Origin of the sequence: Paraconexibacter sp. AEG42_29 (genome assembly GCF_040581415.1) — a bacterium.
Lineage (GTDB): Bacteria > Actinomycetota > Thermoleophilia > Solirubrobacterales > Solirubrobacteraceae > Paraconexibacter.
Genome location: NZ_CP114014.1, coordinates 1,005,153 through 1,019,603, shown reverse-complemented (window position 1 = coordinate 1,019,603; position 14,451 = coordinate 1,005,153). Strand labels below are relative to the sequence as shown.

Here is a 14,451-nt window from a genome sequence, read left to right as displayed (position 1 = left end):
TCGCGCCCATGCCCGGAGACGTCGCCGCCTGCGAAGCCACCATCGACCGCCTGTACGCCGCGATGAACGCCGGCGACGGGGACGCGATGGCCGCCTGCTACACGCCCGACGCGACCTTCGAGGACCCGGCGTTCGGCCACCTCGAGGACGGCCGCGGCCAGGCGATGTGGCGGATGCTGTGCAGCCGCAGCGCCGACAGCGACCTGAAGGTGACCGTGGTCGACCGCCAGGCCGAGCCCGGCGGTACCGGCACCGCGCACTGGTTGGCCGACTACACCTTCACCGAGACCGGACGCCGGGTCCACAACGACGTGCGGGCGAGCTTCGTCTTCTCGGGCGGGCTGATCGCCGCACACCGCGACCGGTTCGACCTGCGGGCCTGGGGCGGACAGGCGCTCGGGACGGTCCCTGGGCTGCTCGGCTACACGCCGGTCCTCAGGCTCATGATCCACCGCAGGACGGCGAAGGGCCTGGACGCGTTCATCGTCGGTCAGCGCTGAGCGCCGCCGCCGCCGTCGTCGACGACCGGTGCGGCGAGCGCCTGCAGCCGCGCCTGCCACTCGGCCGCGCGACCGGGCACGCGCAGTGCCGGCTCCGGCGCGCTGCCCGGGACGAGCAGCCACCCGGTCACGAGCCGGATGCCGTGCAGCGCGCTGAGCATCCACGTCTCGCTGTCGCGCAGCCGGCCGACGGACGGCTCGGCGCGGCCGACCTCCACGTCGAGCTCCCGCGCCACGTCGAGGACCAGGCTGCGGGTCACCGAGTCCAGCACCGGCGCCCGCCGCGGCAGCGCACAGAGCACGTCGCCGTCCCACCACAGCGGCGTGCTCCAGATCCCCTCGGTGATCGTCCCCGCGGGCGCGGCGAGCAGCCCCTCGCCGGCGTCGAACGCCTCGACGGCGCTGCGCCACTGGTGCTGCCGCGCCAGGTCCGGGCCTTTGCGCTGCGGCCGGCGGCGCCGGTCCGGGAACGGCGTGGCGTACACGACCACCTCGTCCTCGACGGCCGGCGCAGGGCGAAGCCAGAGGCGCAGGTCGCCGTCGGCGGTCAGCTCGATCCGCGGGAAAGAGCGACCCTCGGTCGGCAGCAGCGCGAACGCGGCCTTCAGGAAGCGCTCGACGTCCGCCGCGCCGGGGACGTGGCGCGCGTCCGGTGACGCACCCGCGACCGCGGCGGCGAAGCGGGCGCGGTGGCGTTCCAGGCCCCGGACCCGGCCGTCCTCCAGCAGCCACGAGTCGATCGCGGCGAGGGGCGCCGCGGTGCCCACCGCCTCGGGTGCGGCAGACTGCCAGCGTCCCGTGCGGGGACTCCAGACCTGCGGGCCGTCGCTCATGCTCACGCTGCTCATCGACAATCACGATTCCTACACGTTCAACCTGTTCCACGCGTTGGCGCAGGTCAACGGCGTACCGCCGGTCGTGGTCCGCAACGACGAGCACAGCTGGGAGCAGGTCGAGCGCTGGGCCTTCGACAACATCGTCCTGTCCCCCGGCCCGGGCCACCCGGCGCGGGCGCGCGACTTCGGCATCTGCCGCGCGGCGTTGACGCAGGCGGAGGTCCCGGTCCTGGGGGTCTGCCTCGGCCACCAGGGGCTGGCGGACGTCGAGGGCGGGGTTGTCGCCGAGGCGGACGAGCCGGTCCACGGTCGCCTCAGCCGCATCTTCCACGACGACCCGTCCGGGCTCTTCGACGGCCTGCCACAGGGCTTCGCGGCGGTCCGCTACCACTCCCTCGCGGTCCGGACCGTGCCGCCCACGCTGCGGCGGATCGCGTGGACGCAGGACGGCGTCGTCATGGGCCTGGCGGATCCGGCCAGGCCGCGGTTCGGCGTCCAGTTCCACCCGGAGTCCGTCGCCTCCGAGCACGGCGACCGCCTCCTGGCGAACTTCCGCGACCTCACCCGTCGCCACGCGTCGGCCCGCGAGGCGGACGGCAGCGGCCGAGCGGTCGTCCGCGGCCGGGCGGCAGCACCGGCCCGCGTCCCGTCGGCGCCGCCCCCCGCGCCGCCGCCGACGGTCGAGGTCCACGTGCGCCGCATCCCCCACCCGCCGGAAGCCGAGGCGGTCTTCACGGAGCTGTTCGCGGACGCCTCCGACGCGTTCTGGCTTGACTCGAGCCGCGCCGGCGCGACGGTCGCGCGGTTCTCGTTCATGGGCGACGCGCGCGGGCCGCTCGCGCGCGTCCTGACCCACGACGCAAGCACGCTGCGCACCGTCGAGCGCGCGCCGGACGGGACGACGACCCTCCACGAGGGCGACCTGCTGACGCTGCTCGCCGCACGCCTGCGGGAGCTCCGCTGCGACGCCCCGGCCGCCCCGTTCCAGCTGACCGGCGGCTTCGTCGGCTGGCTCGGCTACGAGCTGCGCGGTCCGGACGGCGGGCCGGAGCGGCCGCTCGTCCACGCCGGCGACCTGCCCGACGCCGGGCTGATCCTGGCCGACCGCGTCCTCGCCTTCGACCACGAGAGCGGCGAGCTGCACCTGGCGTGCGTCACCCCGGTTGGGGACGGCGCGGCCGCGGCGGAGTGGTTCACCGCGATCGCGGCGCGGCTGCTCCCGCTGCAGCGCGGTCACCGCGCGCCCGCGTCCCTCGGTCCCGGCGCCGGCGAGTCCACCGGCGACACCCCGACGCTCGTGCGGGTGCGGCCCGGCCGCACCCGTGCCGCCTACGAGGCGCTGATCGCCGACTGCCACGCGGCCATCCGGCGCGGCGAGAGCTACGAGCTGTGCCTCACCGAGGAGCTGCACATCACGACGGCCGTCGACCCGCTCGTGCTGCACCGCACGCTCCGTGCGCGCAGCCCCGCGCCGCACGCGGCGTTCGTCCGGATCGGCGGGGTGACGCTGGTCAGCTCGTCCCCCGAGCGGTTCCTCGCTGTCGACCGCGGCCGCGGGGTCGAGTCGCGGCCGATCAAGGGGACCGCCGCCCGCGGCCCGGATCCGGTGGCGGACGCCCGCGCCCGCGACGGGCTCGCCGCGTCGGAGAAGGACCGCGCCGAGCACCTGATGATCGTCGACCTCGCGCGGCACGACCTGGGCTCGGTCTGTGAGGTGGGCTCGGTGAACGTCCCGGACCTGATGGTCGTCGAGTCCTACGCCGCCGTGCATCAGCTGGTCTCCAGCGTGCGGGGGACGCTGGCAGGCGGCCGGGAGACGACCGACGCGATCCGTGCCGCGTTCCCCCCGGGCTCGATGACCGGCGCCCCCAAGGAGCGCACGATGGAGCTGCTGGACGCGCTCGAGGACCGGGCGCGCGGCCCGTACGCGGGGGCCATCGGCTACCTCGGGCTGAACGGGACCGCCGACCTCGCCGTGGCCATCCGGACGGCGGTCTGCGTCGACGGCGAGGTCCGCATCGGTGCCGGCGGCGCGATCGTCCTGCAGTCGGAACCGGCGGCTGAGTACGAGGAGCTGCTGCTGAAGGCGCGCGCCGTCGTCGAGGCGGTGGCGCTGGCGACGACGGGCGACGCGCACGCGCACGACCTCGGCGGGGGGTCCCAGGCCCCGACCCCACGCACTCCCGCTGCCTAGCGTGCTGCGTGGCGCTGCGTATGGCAGCGGTGCGCAGCAACGATCGCGCCCGCGGCTCGTCAGACGCCCTGCGCCTCGAGCCAGGCGAGGACCGCGGCCCAGCCCCCCGAGTCCGGCTCGATCAGCTCGAAGTGCCCGTCGTCCGGACGCAGGTCGAACGTGACGTCGTCCCCCGCCTCGCGCGCGGCCGCGACGTAGGACGCCACCATCGCCGGCGGCACCATCTCGTCCTGCTCGCCCTGGACCACGAGCTGCCGGACGCCGAGCGGCACGCGCGTGACCGGCGAGGCCGCCGCGTACTCGGCCGCCCGCTCTGTGGGCCCGCCGCCCATGAACGCCTCGATGATGTCGATGCCCTGGCCCAGGCTGTAGGCGTGCTCGACGTCGGTCAGCGGCGCCTGACCGACGACCGCGGACAGGCCCACAGGCGCGTCGCCGGGACGCTCGGCCGCGTCGAGCAGGACGAGGTGCGCCCCTGCAGAGTGACCGATCGTGACCACGCGGCCCAGGTCGAGCGGGACGTCCGCCGCGAGGGTGCGGAGGTGATCGACCGCCGCGGACACGTCCTGCGCGGTCTGCGGCCAGCCGCCGTCGCTGCCCGCGCCCAGGCGCCGGTACTCGACGTTCCAGGCCGCCCAGCCGCGTGCGGCCAGGTCGTGCGCGAGCGCCCGCATCCGCTCCAGGCCGAACTCCGCGAGCCAGAAGCCCCCGTGGACGAGGACGGCGACCGGGACGGGCGCACCGCCGGCCGCCGTCCCGTCTGGGAGCGAGAGCTCGCCGAACTGGTGCGGGTGGTCGCCGTACGGGTGGGTGGTGGGGGCCATCGGCCGACCGTACCCGGCGGTCGTCGCCGGCGGCGTGTTGCGAAAAGGCCCATGTCGGTGTTCTGGCAGCACGCCGCATGCGCTCAGGCCCCGCGGAGCGCCCGCAGCGATGCATCCAGGATCACGGGCTCGAGCTCCGGGAGCGCCGGCGGGCTCCCCGTGCGCAGCGCGCGACCGACCAGCGCGTCGATGCCGTGCGCGAGGATCGCGAAGACGGCGAGGTTCGGCTCCCCCTCCCCCTCGCCTGCGGCGACGGCCGCGGTGTGCGCGGCGCTGAACAGCGCGGCGAAGCGGTCCAGGACCTCGTCCCGCGCAAGCGCTGCGGCGGGCGAGCCCTGGTGGATCTCCACGAGGAACGTGTAGGCGAAGACCCGGTCGTCCTCGAGGATCCGCAGGTACTCGCGCAGGCCGTCCTGCAGCCGGCCGCGCCACCCGTCGGTGGCCGCCAGCACCGCGGCGTAGACGTGCTGCTCGAGCACCTCGCTGCCGAGGCGATGCGCCTCCAGGAAGCACTCCTCCTTGCCGTCGAAGAGCGCGTAGAACGTGGAGCGCGACACGCCGGCCGCGCGGACGACGTCCGCCACCGTGGTCCGCGGATAGCCCTGGTCCGCGACCGTCTGCGTCATCGCCTCCAGGATCCGCGCGCGTTGCCCGTCCTGCACCGACTCGTCCCCCGCCGCGCTGTCCCCGATCAGCGACGGATGGTGGCTGACCAGCGATGCATTGCGGTCGTAGGGAATCGCCATCGCCCTGAATACCTTAGAGGTACACGCCGGCCCTCTGCGACGATCCGGCCCATGTCCGACGTGACCTTTAGCTTCGACCTCGGTTCCCCGTACGCCTGGCTCGCCGCCGAGCGGGTGGACGCACTGCTGGCGCCCCGCACGGTCGTCTGGGAGCCCGTCCTGCTCGGGGCCGTCTTCGGCGCGACGGGGCGCAGCTCGTGGGCGACGCAGGGCGACGCGCCGCGCACGACCGGGATGGCGGAGGTCGAGCGCCGGGCCCGCGAGCGCGACCTGCCGCCGGTCGTCTGGCCGGACCCGTGGCCCACGAGCTATCTGACCGCGATGCGCGTCGCGACGGCCGTCGAGCGGCACGGTGGCCAGGCGGCGCTGCGGACGTTCGCGCTCGCGGCGCTCCGTGCCGCGTTCACGGACGGCGCCGACCTCGCGACCGCGGACGGCATCGCCTTGGCCTGCGACCGCGCGGGGCTCCCGGGCGCGACGCTGCTGATCGCGGCCGGCGACCAGGCGACGAAGGACGCGCTGCGTGCCCGGACCGACGCGGCGATCGCGCGCGGGGTGCGCGGTGTCCCCACGTTCACGGTCGACGGCGCCGTCGCTGCGTTCGGGGACGACGAGCTCGACGCGCTGGCCGCCTAGCAGGAGCACCCCGCCTGGGACCCGGCGCAGGCCCGCGACGCCCGGGCGGCAGAACGGTACCGTTCAGCCCGTGGAGCCCTCGACCCTCAACTCTCCCCCGCGCGCCGCCGTCCCGCCCCTGGCCGCGCGCCTGCGCGACGTCAAGAGCTCCCCCGTACGCGAGATCCTGGCGCTCACCGCCCGCGCCGGGGTCATCTCCTTCGCCGGCGGGCTCCCGGCACCCGAGCTCTTCGACGCCCGCGGACTCCGCGACGCGTACTCGGCCGTGCTCGCCGACGGCGAGGTCGCGGGCCGATCGCTGCAGTACTCCACGACCGAGGGCGACCCGGCGCTCCGGGCCGCGATCGCCGCACGCCTCACCGCCCGCGGCCTGCCGACGCAGGCGGACGAGCTGCTCATCACGAGCGGATCGCAGCAGGCGCTGACGCTGCTGGCGACGGTCCTCCTGGAGCCGGGCGACCGCATCCTCGTGGAGGAGCCGTCCTACCTCGCGGCCCTGCAGGCGTTCGCGCTCGCCGGCGCGGAGGCGATCCCGGTCCCGTGCGACGAGGACGGGCTCGACGTCGATGCGGTCGAGCGGCTCGCGGCGCAGCACGGCGCGAAGCTCCTCTACACGATCCCCACCTTCCACAACCCGACCGGCCGCACGCTCCCGCTCGACCGTCGCCGGGCGCTCGCGACACTTGCCGCCCGGACCGGGCTGTGGCTCGTCGAGGACGATCCCTACAGCGAGCTGCGGTACGCCGGCGACCCGCTGCCTGCGCTCGCGACCCTGCCGGGCGCCGAGGACCGCACGCTCGCCCTGTCCACGCTGTCGAAGGTCGCCGCGCCGGGCCTGCGCATCGGCTGGGTCCGCACCCCGCCGGAGCTCCGCCACGCCCTGACCGTCGCCAAGCAGGCGGCCGACCTGCACTCGTCGACCGTCGACCAGGCCGCCGCCGCGCACTGGCTGACCCACGTCGACCTCGACGCGCACCTGCGCACGCTGCGCGGCGAGTACGGCGCCCGGCGGGACGCCCTCCTCGGTGGCCTGCTCGATGCGCTGCCCGAGGGATCGACGCACAACCGCCCCGACGGCGGGATGTTCGTCTGGGCCCGCCTGCCGGACGGCTGGGACGCACAGGCGCTGCTGACCCGCGCCCTGGAGCACGACGTGGCGTTCGTCCCGGGCTACCCGTTCTTCGCCGGGACGCCCGACCACGCGACCCTGCGCCTCTCCTTCACCGCGCACGACGCGACCGAGATCGGCGAGGGCCTCGCACGGCTCGCGGCGGCGGTCCGCAGCGTGACCTGACGCCGCCCTCCGCTTTCGGGAGACATGGCCCGGGTGAGGCTCAGGCGTCGTCGACCGTGTGGCCGGCAGCCTGCAGCGCAGCCACGGCCTGCGGGAGCTGCGCGTCGTGCACGAGCACATGGTCCGTGTCGTAGGTCGACAGCGCGAAGATCCCGACCCCCGCGTCGGCCAGCGGCTGCAGGATCCGCACCAGGACGCCGACCTCGGTGTTCAGGTCGAACGGGCCGGCGAGCGTGAGCACCCGCCAGCCGCCCTCGACCACGGCACCGGCGGGCGCCTCCGCCTCGGGGCAGACGATCGACAGCTCGTCCGCGGTGCGGGTGACCGAGTAGAGGACGGCCGTCGCGGGCGGGGCGGGCGGCGCCGCTGCAGCGGCCGCCAGGCGGCAGACCGCGAAGCGTCCCGGCCGGACGGTGAGCGTGAACGTCCGCATCGGCGCCGTGGATCAGGCGGCGGCCGCGGCGGCCGCGACCGCCAGCTCGTCCGCCCGCTCGTTGAGCGCGTTGCCCACGTGGCCCTTGACCCAGTGCCAGCGAACGGCCTCGTGGCGGCCGACCTCGGCCTCCAGCGCCTCCCAGATCTGGCGGTTCTTCACGGGGTCGCCACCGGCCGTCTTCCAGCCGCGCTTCTTCCAGCCGACGATCCACGAGGTGATGCCGTCCAGCAGGTAGCGCGAGTCGGTGACGACGCACACCTTCGACCCGTCGGGGAGCGAGCGCAGCCCCTCGAGGGCAGCCGTCATCTCCATGATGTTGTTCGTGGTGTGCGGCGCGCCGCCGGACAGCTCGACGGCCGGTTCGTCGTCGCTGGCGAGCACGAGCGCCGCCCAGCCGCCCGGACCGGGATTCCCCTGGCAGGCGCCGTCGGTCCAGATGAGGGTCTCCCCCAGCCCGCGCTCGGGCGGGACGTCGGGCAGCGATTTGCTCTTCGCGCCCGGACGGCGGCGGTACGGACTCTTCGCAGGCGGCATCGGCCGTGGAGGGTAGGCGGTCGGGCGGTCTGACCCGCGGTCGGCGGCGGTCCGTACCCGTAGAGGCATGCCTGAGGGCCACACCATCCATCGCCTCGCGCGGCGGCAGGCCGCCGACCTGATCGGCCAGACGGTGGCCGTCAGCTCCCCGCAGGCGGCGGGCGGCAGCACGGTCCGCGCCGCCGCCCCGGCCGGCCGGGCGGCCGCGCTCCTGGACGGACGCCGCCTGACGGCGATCGACGCCTACGGCAAGCACCTGCTGCACCGCTACGACGGCGACCTGACGCTGCACGTCCACCTCGGCCTGTTCGGCCGCTTCGTCCGGCGCGCGGATCCGGACGGCGTGCCGGCCCGTGAGACCTGCCGCCTGCGCGTCCGGGGCGACGCGGTCGCGTGGGACCTCAGCGGCGCGGTCGCGTCCAAGCTGCTCGAGCCCCCCGAGGAGGACGCCCTGCTCGCGCGGCTGGGACCGGACCCCCTCCGGCGGGACGCCGACCCGGAGCGGTTCGCGGCCGCGCTCACCCGCCGCCGGATCCCGATCGCCGCGGCGCTCATGGACCAGACCGTCCTGGCGGGCGTCGGGAACGTGTACCGCGCGGAGTCGCTGTTCGCGACCGGGCTCGACCCGTTCCTCCCGGCGCGCGAGGTGCCGGCGACGAAGGTGACCGAGCTGTGGGACGTCCTGCGCGTGCAGCTACGCGACGGCGAGCGCGCCGGCAAGATCGTGACCGTCCCGACGGCCGAGACGGGCGGCGTCGCGCGGTCCAAGCTGCGTGGCCGTGACCGCGTGCAGGTGTACCGCCGTGCGGCCTGCCGCCGCTGCGCCGGCGACATCGAGCACGAGCTGCTCGCGGGCCGGACGCTGTGGTGGTGCCCCGCGTGCCAGCCGTCCGACGGGCCGCGCTGACGATGGCGCGCATGCGTCGCAAGGCGGACCTGCCGACGAAGCCCTGCGCCGCCTGCGGGCGGCCGTTCGCGTGGCGCCGCAAGTGGGCACGGGACTGGGAGTCGGTGCGCTACTGCTCGGAGCGCTGCCGCCGCGGGGACGGCCCGGCGCCGCCACGCGCCTGAGGACTGGCCGCCCGCACTGCCGGTCGCTACCGTGGAGCGCGCGTGATCCCCGTCCAAGGCCTGCAGTTCCACTACTCCCTCCACGAGCTCGCCGCCGGGCGCATCGGCTACCGCCGCTGGCGCTGGGAGCTCTGGCACGGAGCGACGCTCCACGCCACGGGCTGGTGCGGGACGAAGGTCGGCGCCGAGTACGCGCTGCGCACCTATGCCGCGAAGTGGGCGCACCGCTTCTTCGGCCTCACGGCTCCGGGCATCGAGGCGATGCCCGAGCTGTCCGGAACGCGCCTGGAGCCCGGGTCGGTGGCGCGGTTCAGTACGGGGCGGGTCGACTACGCCCTGGTCCCGCGCGGGCTGGACACGGGTGCGGCGCCGCTCGCGGCCACCGGCTGACCGCAGCTCAGGGCGACTCGCCCGTCGCCACCGGCCGGTCCGGCGTGTTGCTGTACGCCGACCACGATCCCGGGTAGAGCCGGCCGGGACCGAGCCCGGCGTGCTCGAGCGCCAGCAGGTTGTGGCACGCCGTCACGCCGGACCCGCAGTAGGAGATGACGTCGGCCCCCGCCGTCACGCCGACCGCGGCGAACCGCTCGCGCAGCGCGTCCACCCCGACGAACCGGCCGGACTCCGTCAGGTGCTCGCGGCAGGGCAGGCTGCGGGCGCCGGGGATGTGTCCGGCCTGCGGGTCGACCGGCTCGACCTCGCCCGTGTAGCGGGCCAGGTCGCGGGCGTCGAGGACGACGGCCGCCGCCCCGGCAGCGGCTGCGTCGTCGATCGTCGCGAGCCGGTCCGCCGGCCACGGACGCGCCGTGAACGTCGCCGGCGGGCGCACGGACTCCGCCGTCTCGAGCTCACCGGCGAACGCCGCCAGCCCGCCGTCCAGCAGCGCCGCGTCGTGGCCGAGCGCGCGCAGCATCCACACGAGCCGCGCGGCCGTCGTCCCGCCCGTGTCGTCGTAGGCGACCACGACGTCCCCGTCGCCGATCCCGGCCGCGGACATCCCGGCGGCGAAGTCCTCCGGCGAGGGCAGCGGATGCCGCCCGTCCGCCGGGGCACCGTGCGTCGCCAGCCGGCCGGCCAGGTCGACGAACACCGCGCCCGGGATGTGCCCGGCGTCGTAGGCCGCCCGGGCGGACCGGCCGTCGAGGTAGAACCGCACGTCGGCGGTGACCACCTGCTCGCGGCGGGCGAGCCACCAGTCGACGTCGACGATCGGAGGGATCATGGCCCGAACGCTACCGCGGGGTCAGCTGCCGACGAACGGCAGGTCCGGCGCGCCCGGGACCGTCGACGCGGGCGGCTGAAAGCCCTTGCCGTCGTACCGGTGCGTGAACGCGCGGGCGCTGAGCGGGCCGCGCGTGTAGTCGGGGTGACGGCCGAACAGCTGGGTCGCGGTCGTCGCGATCCAGTCCCGGCACCACGGCTCAGCGACGCGGTGGAACGTCCGCAGCACGCCACCCTCGTAGAAGCGCAGCAGCCCGAACCCGCCGGGGTACTCCTTGACCGCGCCGTTCTCCAGGAACGGCGTGCGGTAGCCGGACCGCCCGTCGTAGCCGACGTAGTTGCGGTGGGTGTGGCCGTGGACCACGAGGGATACATGGTCGTGCCGGGCGATCACGTCGAGCGCGTCCTGCCCGCCGAGGATCGGCGAGACCCCGAACAGCACCGGCGGCAGGACCGTGAGCTCCTGGTACAGCGTCACCGGGTGGTGGAACCCCAGCAGGACCCGGCGCCCGGCCGCCGCCGTGCGCCGCAGCTCCGCCTCGAGGAACTCGAGCTGGCCGCCGCGGTCCAGGCGGCCGTTCCCTGTCTCCGGGTCGCATGAGTCCAGGCCGATCGCCGTCACCCCGGGGGCGATGTCGCGGGCCCAGTGGTACGCGTGCTCGCCGAGGGGGCTGTTCGGGGCGGCGTACTCACGGAAGCAGTCGTTGTCGCCCGCCAGGCAGCTGTCCCGATGCCGCCGGTCGTGGTTGCCGCGCGTCACGTCGAACGGGATCCGGGCGCGGCGCAGGATGCCGAACACGGTCTTCATCTCACCGGGCCGGGCCTCCGCGGTGATGTCGCCGTTGGCGAACACGAAGTCGACCTTGGGGCGGACCGTCCGCAGCGCGCGGATCGCGGCCGACGTCATGCGGATCGCGTACCGGTCCCCGCTGTTGCACGGCGGGAACGACTGGCCGGCGATCGTCTGGATCGTGCCGGAGCAGCCCTCCCCGATGTGGAGGTCGTTCATCAGCGCCACGGTCGCCAGCAGCCGGCCCGGCGGCGGCGTGAGCGTCGTGACGGTCCCCGTGTGGAGCAGCGTCGTGGGGATCGTCCGCCCGCCCGACCGGAGCTCGTAGCGGTACCGCGTCCCGGGCTGCAGGCCGTCGACCGTCGCCACGTGGACGAGCTTGTCGCGTTCGAGCACCCGCGTCTCGGGTGCCTTGCCGGGGGCGCGCAGGACGACGGTCGTGTCCTGCGGCGTGTCGGTCAGCCACCACGCCTGGAACGCGCGCTCGGTGACGGTGACGACCTCGGGGATCAGGCCGCCGCTGAGGACGTTCGGGACGGCGGCCGCGGCCTCTGCCCCGGACGCAAGCCGCCCGAGCGCGCCCAGGCCCCCGCCGCCCAGGAGGACGGCGCCCGCGCCGAGCGCCCCGGTCCTCAGCAGTTCGCGACGGTCGAGATCCACAGCGGAACCGTAGTGCGCCCGCCGCCCCCGGTGTGGCGGACCGGTGAACCCGGGTCCGCTGGGACTCCGGACGGGGTCAGGCCGCGGACGCGGCGTCCAGCGCCGCGACCTCGTCGGCCGTCAGCTCGAGCCCGACGAAGGGCAGCAGGTCGTCGAGCTGCTCGACGGTCCGGGCGCTGGCGATCGGCGCCAGGACCGTGTCACGCCCGTGCAGCCAGGCGAGCGCGACCGCGGCGACCGGGACCGACCGCTCGGCCGCGATCACGCGCAGCGCATCCAGGGTGACCCAGGTGCGTTCGTTGCCGGCGTAGGTCTTGATCGCGCCCTTCGCGCGCGGCGAGTCGATGTCCGCCGCGACCGACTCCTGCGTGTACTTCCCGGTCAGGAAGCCCATGGCCAGGCCGTAGTACGGCACGCACGCGATGTCGTTCTCGGCGCAGATCGCCTGCAGCTCGTCCTCGAATCCCGCCCGATCGAGCAGGTTGTAGGCGGGCTGCAGCGCGGCGATCGGCGCGTAGCCCTCGGCCTTCGTCACCGCGACCATCTCACGCAGCCGGTCCGGCGGGACGTTGGACACGCCGATGTGCGCGACCTTGCCGGCCTTGACGAGTGCGTCGAACGCGCCGAGGCTCTCCTCGAGCGGGACGTCGGTGTCGTCGCGGTGGGCGTAGTACAGATCGATCCGCTCGACGCCCAGGCGCTCCAGCGAGGCGTCGCAGGCCGCGGTGACCGTCTCCGGCTTGAGGTTGTGGAACCCGGACGCCGCGTTCATGCCGACCTTCGTCGCGATCTGCACCCCGTCCGCTCCGCCGCGCTGCGCGAGCCAGCGGCCGATCACGGCCTCCGACTCCCCGCCCTCGTGGCCGGGGACCCAGGCTGAGTAGACGTCGGCGGTGTCGACGAAGTTGCCGCCGGCGCCGGTGTAGCGGTCGAGCACCGCGAACGACGCAGCGTCGTCGGCGGTCCAGCCGAAGACATTGCCGCCGAGGCAGAGCGGGTGGACGTCGAGAGCAGAGGAGGCGGGAGCGGACATGCGGTTCACCGTAGCGCCGCGGTCAGGCCCCGACCAGTTACCGAACGAGTGCTCTCTTTGCGCGGTACCCTTCCGCCCATGACCCCCGTCACCCTTCCCGGCGCGACCGTCGCCATCACCGGCGCGGCGCGCGGCATCGGCCTTGCGACGGCCCGCGCCTTCGCCGCCCAGGGCGCGCGCGTCGCCATCGGCGACCTCGACGCCGCGCTCGCGGGGCAGGCCGCGGCACAGGTCGGCGGGGGCGCCATCGGCCTGCCGCTGGACGTGACCGACCGCGCGTCGGTCGACGGGTTCGTCGCGGCGGTCGAGGACGCGCTCGGTCCGCTCGACGTGCTCGTCAACAACGCGGGCATCATGCCGATCGGCCCGTTCCTCGAGGAGAGCGACGCGACCGCCCGCAAGCAGTTCGCGGTCAACGTCGACGGCGTCCTGTTCGGGATGAAGGCCGCGCTTCCCGGGATGCTCGCGCGCGGGCGTGGCCACATCGTCAACGTCGCCTCCGCCGCCGGCAAGGGCGGCTTCCCGGGCGCCGCGAGCTACTGCGGGACCAAGCACGCGGTCGTCGGGATCACCGAGGCGGTCCGCCTCGAGTTCCGCGGCCGCGGCGTCGGCTTCAGCCTCGTCATGCCCGCCATCGTCAACACCGAGCTCACGAGCGGCGTCGATCCGGCCCGCGGCGTCAAGAACGTCGAGCCGGAGGACGTCGCCGCCGCGGTCATCGAGTCGATCACCTCGGGGCGCTTCGACGTGTTCGTCCCGCGTGTCATGGGGCCGCTGAGCAAGGCGAACGTCCTGCTGCCGCGCCCGGCGCGCGAGGCGCTCATGCGTGCCACCAAGGCCGACCGCGCGATGCTCGACTTCGACCACGGCAAGCGGCTCGAGTACGTCGAGCGCACCGGGGTCGCCGCCGGGCCCGCGACGCCGGAGCTCGAGCCCGGCACGGCGCCGCGGGAATAGTCGGCGGCCGCGGATGTCCACGGCAGCGCGGACGCCGGGCGGTGCCGGTCGCCGCTCCAATAGCATCGGCGCGGTGGCCACACCGCACGTCCGCAGGACCCAGGAGGAGCGCACCGCCGAGACACGGGGCAAGCTCCTCGACGCGACGATCCAGAGCGTGCTGGACGTCGGCTACGCGGCGACCACGACCCGCCGGGTCACCGAGCTGGCGGGGGTGTCCCAGGGCGCGCAGACGCATCACTTCCCGTATCGCGTCGACCTGGTCGGCGCCGCCGTCGAGCGGCTCGCCGCGCAGCGCATCAGCGAGACGGCGGCCAAGGCGCGCAGCCTGCCGACCGACCCGGCCCACCGGACGGTCGCGCTGCTCGACCTGCTGTGGCAGGACCTCTCCGGGCCGATCTTCCGGATCTTCGTGAAGCTGTGGATCGCCGCCGCGGACGACCCCGAGCTCTACGACCGGCTCGTCCCGGTGGAGAAGGACATGCGCCGCCAGATCATGGCCGAGGCGGCGAACCTCGGCGGCGACCTCATCAAGGTCCCGGGTTGGGAGTCGCGGCTGAACATCGCGCTGAGCGCCATGCGCGGCCTCGCGCTCGGCGACGCCTTCGAGCCACGCGAGCAGCCTCGCCCGAGCGCCTGGCCCGCGATGCGCACCGAGCTCGAGCGGATGTTCCGGGCCGGCGACAGCGCAGCCTGAAGCGGCGGTGGGCCTGCCGCTG

The 14,451-nt window shown here is 75.0% G+C and carries 17 protein-coding genes; 9 read left to right on the top strand and 8 right to left on the bottom strand.

Going from position 1 to position 14,451, the window contains the following annotated elements; all coding sequences use genetic code 11:
• Window positions 1-8 precede the first annotated feature (8 nt).
• Window positions 9-500 carry a nuclear transport factor 2 family protein gene (locus DSM112329_RS04890; protein ID WP_354700692.1) on the top strand — a complete coding sequence of 164 codons (492 nt, stop codon included), beginning with the start codon at window positions 9-11 and terminating at the stop codon, window positions 498-500.
• Here DSM112329_RS04890 and DSM112329_RS04885 read toward each other — a convergent pair.
• Window positions 491-1,348, bottom strand: coding sequence for an aminotransferase class IV (locus DSM112329_RS04885; protein ID WP_354700691.1), 858 nt, complete (start codon window positions 1,346-1,348; stop codon window positions 491-493). The genes DSM112329_RS04890 and DSM112329_RS04885 overlap by 10 nt on opposite strands.
• Here DSM112329_RS04885 and DSM112329_RS04880 point away from each other — a divergent pair.
• Window positions 1,332-3,530: a chorismate-binding protein gene (locus tag DSM112329_RS04880; RefSeq protein ID WP_354700690.1), complete on the top strand. Its 2,199-nt coding sequence runs from the start codon at window positions 1,332-1,334 to the stop codon at window positions 3,528-3,530. The two genes, DSM112329_RS04885 and DSM112329_RS04880, sit on opposite strands and share 17 nt — an antisense overlap.
• A 59-nt stretch (window positions 3,531-3,589) precedes the next feature.
• On the opposite strand, the gene DSM112329_RS04875 is transcribed toward DSM112329_RS04880, so the two are convergent.
• Both DSM112329_RS04875 and DSM112329_RS04870 read right to left on the bottom strand, forming a co-directional pair.
• Window positions 3,590-4,354 carry an alpha/beta hydrolase gene (locus tag DSM112329_RS04875; protein ID WP_354700689.1) on the bottom strand — a complete coding sequence of 255 codons (765 nt, stop codon included), beginning with the start codon at window positions 4,352-4,354 and terminating at the stop codon, window positions 3,590-3,592.
• 83 nt (window positions 4,355-4,437) lie between these two features.
• A complete protein-coding gene (locus tag DSM112329_RS04870) occupies window positions 4,438-5,100 on the bottom strand; it encodes a TetR/AcrR family transcriptional regulator (protein WP_354700688.1) in 663 nt (220 codons plus the stop codon).
• Between the two features lie 51 nt (window positions 5,101-5,151).
• On the opposite strand from DSM112329_RS04870, the gene DSM112329_RS04865 reads away from it, so the two are divergent.
• Window positions 5,152-5,736 (top strand): DsbA family protein, encoded by a 585-nt coding sequence (locus DSM112329_RS04865; RefSeq protein WP_354700687.1) that lies wholly within the window; start codon window positions 5,152-5,154, stop codon window positions 5,734-5,736.
• 70 nt (window positions 5,737-5,806) lie between these two features.
• Window positions 5,807-7,030 carry a PLP-dependent aminotransferase family protein gene (locus DSM112329_RS04860; protein WP_354700686.1) on the top strand — a complete coding sequence of 408 codons (1,224 nt, stop codon included), beginning with the start codon at window positions 5,807-5,809 and terminating at the stop codon, window positions 7,028-7,030.
• Between the two features lie 40 nt (window positions 7,031-7,070).
• Here the strand turns inward: DSM112329_RS04860 and DSM112329_RS04855 are convergent, their stop codons facing one another.
• Entirely contained in the window at window positions 7,071-7,463 is a 393-nt protein-coding gene (locus DSM112329_RS04855; protein WP_354700685.1) for an ACT domain-containing protein, read from the bottom strand.
• Window positions 7,464-7,475: 12 nt separating this feature from the next.
• Window positions 7,476-8,000 carry a ribonuclease HI gene (gene rnhA, locus DSM112329_RS04850; protein WP_354700684.1) on the bottom strand — a complete coding sequence of 175 codons (525 nt, stop codon included), beginning with the start codon at window positions 7,998-8,000 and terminating at the stop codon, window positions 7,476-7,478.
• A 67-nt stretch (window positions 8,001-8,067) separates the two neighbouring features.
• Between rnhA and DSM112329_RS04845 the strand changes: the two genes are divergently transcribed.
• From DSM112329_RS04845 to DSM112329_RS04835, 3 genes are read left to right on the top strand one after another with little or no spacing between them, the layout of a single operon-like run.
• Window positions 8,068-8,907 (top strand): DNA-formamidopyrimidine glycosylase family protein, encoded by an 840-nt coding sequence (locus DSM112329_RS04845; protein ID WP_354700683.1) that lies wholly within the window; start codon window positions 8,068-8,070, stop codon window positions 8,905-8,907.
• Window positions 8,908-8,909: 2 nt separating this feature from the next.
• Complete coding sequence (locus DSM112329_RS04840) at window positions 8,910-9,071, top strand: DUF2256 domain-containing protein (protein ID WP_354700682.1); 162 nt, start codon at window positions 8,910-8,912, stop codon at window positions 9,069-9,071.
• Between the two features lie 42 nt (window positions 9,072-9,113).
• Complete coding sequence (locus DSM112329_RS04835) at window positions 9,114-9,461, top strand: hypothetical protein (protein ID WP_354700681.1); 348 nt, start codon at window positions 9,114-9,116, stop codon at window positions 9,459-9,461.
• A 7-nt stretch (window positions 9,462-9,468) separates the two neighbouring features.
• On the opposite strand, the gene DSM112329_RS04830 is transcribed toward DSM112329_RS04835, so the two are convergent.
• The 3 genes from DSM112329_RS04830 to DSM112329_RS04820 all read right to left on the bottom strand — a co-directional run bounded on the left by DSM112329_RS04830 (window position 9,469) and on the right by DSM112329_RS04820 (window position 12,775).
• The gene (locus tag DSM112329_RS04830; protein WP_354700680.1) at window positions 9,469-10,293 is read right to left on the bottom strand and encodes a sulfurtransferase; all 825 of its coding nucleotides are present in this window, start codon (window positions 10,291-10,293) and stop codon (window positions 9,469-9,471) included.
• Between the two features lie 21 nt (window positions 10,294-10,314).
• Complete coding sequence (locus DSM112329_RS04825) at window positions 10,315-11,742, bottom strand: metallophosphoesterase family protein (protein WP_354700679.1); 1,428 nt, start codon at window positions 11,740-11,742, stop codon at window positions 10,315-10,317.
• Window positions 11,743-11,818: 76 nt separating this feature from the next.
• Entirely contained in the window at window positions 11,819-12,775 is a 957-nt protein-coding gene (locus DSM112329_RS04820; RefSeq protein WP_354700678.1) for an aldo/keto reductase, read from the bottom strand.
• A 78-nt stretch (window positions 12,776-12,853) separates the two neighbouring features.
• On the opposite strand from DSM112329_RS04820, the gene DSM112329_RS04815 reads away from it, so the two are divergent.
• Together DSM112329_RS04815 and DSM112329_RS04810 are read left to right on the top strand one after the other, a co-directional pair.
• Complete coding sequence (locus DSM112329_RS04815; RefSeq protein ID WP_354700677.1) at window positions 12,854-13,732, top strand: SDR family oxidoreductase; 879 nt, start codon at window positions 12,854-12,856, stop codon at window positions 13,730-13,732.
• Window positions 13,733-13,805: 73 nt separating this feature from the next.
• Window positions 13,806-14,429 (top strand): TetR/AcrR family transcriptional regulator, encoded by a 624-nt coding sequence (locus DSM112329_RS04810; RefSeq protein ID WP_354700676.1) that lies wholly within the window; start codon window positions 13,806-13,808, stop codon window positions 14,427-14,429.
• The last annotated feature ends 22 nt before the right edge of the window (window positions 14,430-14,451 follow it).

Coding starts and splice junctions, on each gene's coding strand:
- DSM112329_RS04890 (WP_354700692.1), top strand. CDS start 9: ATGCCCGGAGACGTCGCCGCCTGCGAAGCCACCATCGACCGCCTGTAC.
- DSM112329_RS04880 (WP_354700690.1), top strand. CDS start 1,332: ATGCTCACGCTGCTCATCGACAATCACGATTCCTACACGTTCAACCTG.
- DSM112329_RS04885 (WP_354700691.1), bottom strand. CDS start 1,348: ATGAGCAGCGTGAGCATGAGCGACGGCCCGCAGGTCTGGAGTCCCCGC.
- DSM112329_RS04875 (WP_354700689.1), bottom strand. CDS start 4,354: ATGGCCCCCACCACCCACCCGTACGGCGACCACCCGCACCAGTTCGGC.
- DSM112329_RS04870 (WP_354700688.1), bottom strand. CDS start 5,100: ATGGCGATTCCCTACGACCGCAATGCATCGCTGGTCAGCCACCATCCG.
- DSM112329_RS04865 (WP_354700687.1), top strand. CDS start 5,152: ATGTCCGACGTGACCTTTAGCTTCGACCTCGGTTCCCCGTACGCCTGG.
- DSM112329_RS04855 (WP_354700685.1), bottom strand. CDS start 7,463: ATGCGGACGTTCACGCTCACCGTCCGGCCGGGACGCTTCGCGGTCTGC.
- rnhA (WP_354700684.1), bottom strand. CDS start 8,000: ATGCCGCCTGCGAAGAGTCCGTACCGCCGCCGTCCGGGCGCGAAGAGC.
- DSM112329_RS04845 (WP_354700683.1), top strand. CDS start 8,068: ATGCCTGAGGGCCACACCATCCATCGCCTCGCGCGGCGGCAGGCCGCC.
- DSM112329_RS04840 (WP_354700682.1), top strand. CDS start 8,910: ATGGCGCGCATGCGTCGCAAGGCGGACCTGCCGACGAAGCCCTGCGCC.
- DSM112329_RS04830 (WP_354700680.1), bottom strand. CDS start 10,293: ATGATCCCTCCGATCGTCGACGTCGACTGGTGGCTCGCCCGCCGCGAG.
- DSM112329_RS04820 (WP_354700678.1), bottom strand. CDS start 12,775: ATGTCCGCTCCCGCCTCCTCTGCTCTCGACGTCCACCCGCTCTGCCTC.
- DSM112329_RS04815 (WP_354700677.1), top strand. CDS start 12,854: ATGACCCCCGTCACCCTTCCCGGCGCGACCGTCGCCATCACCGGCGCG.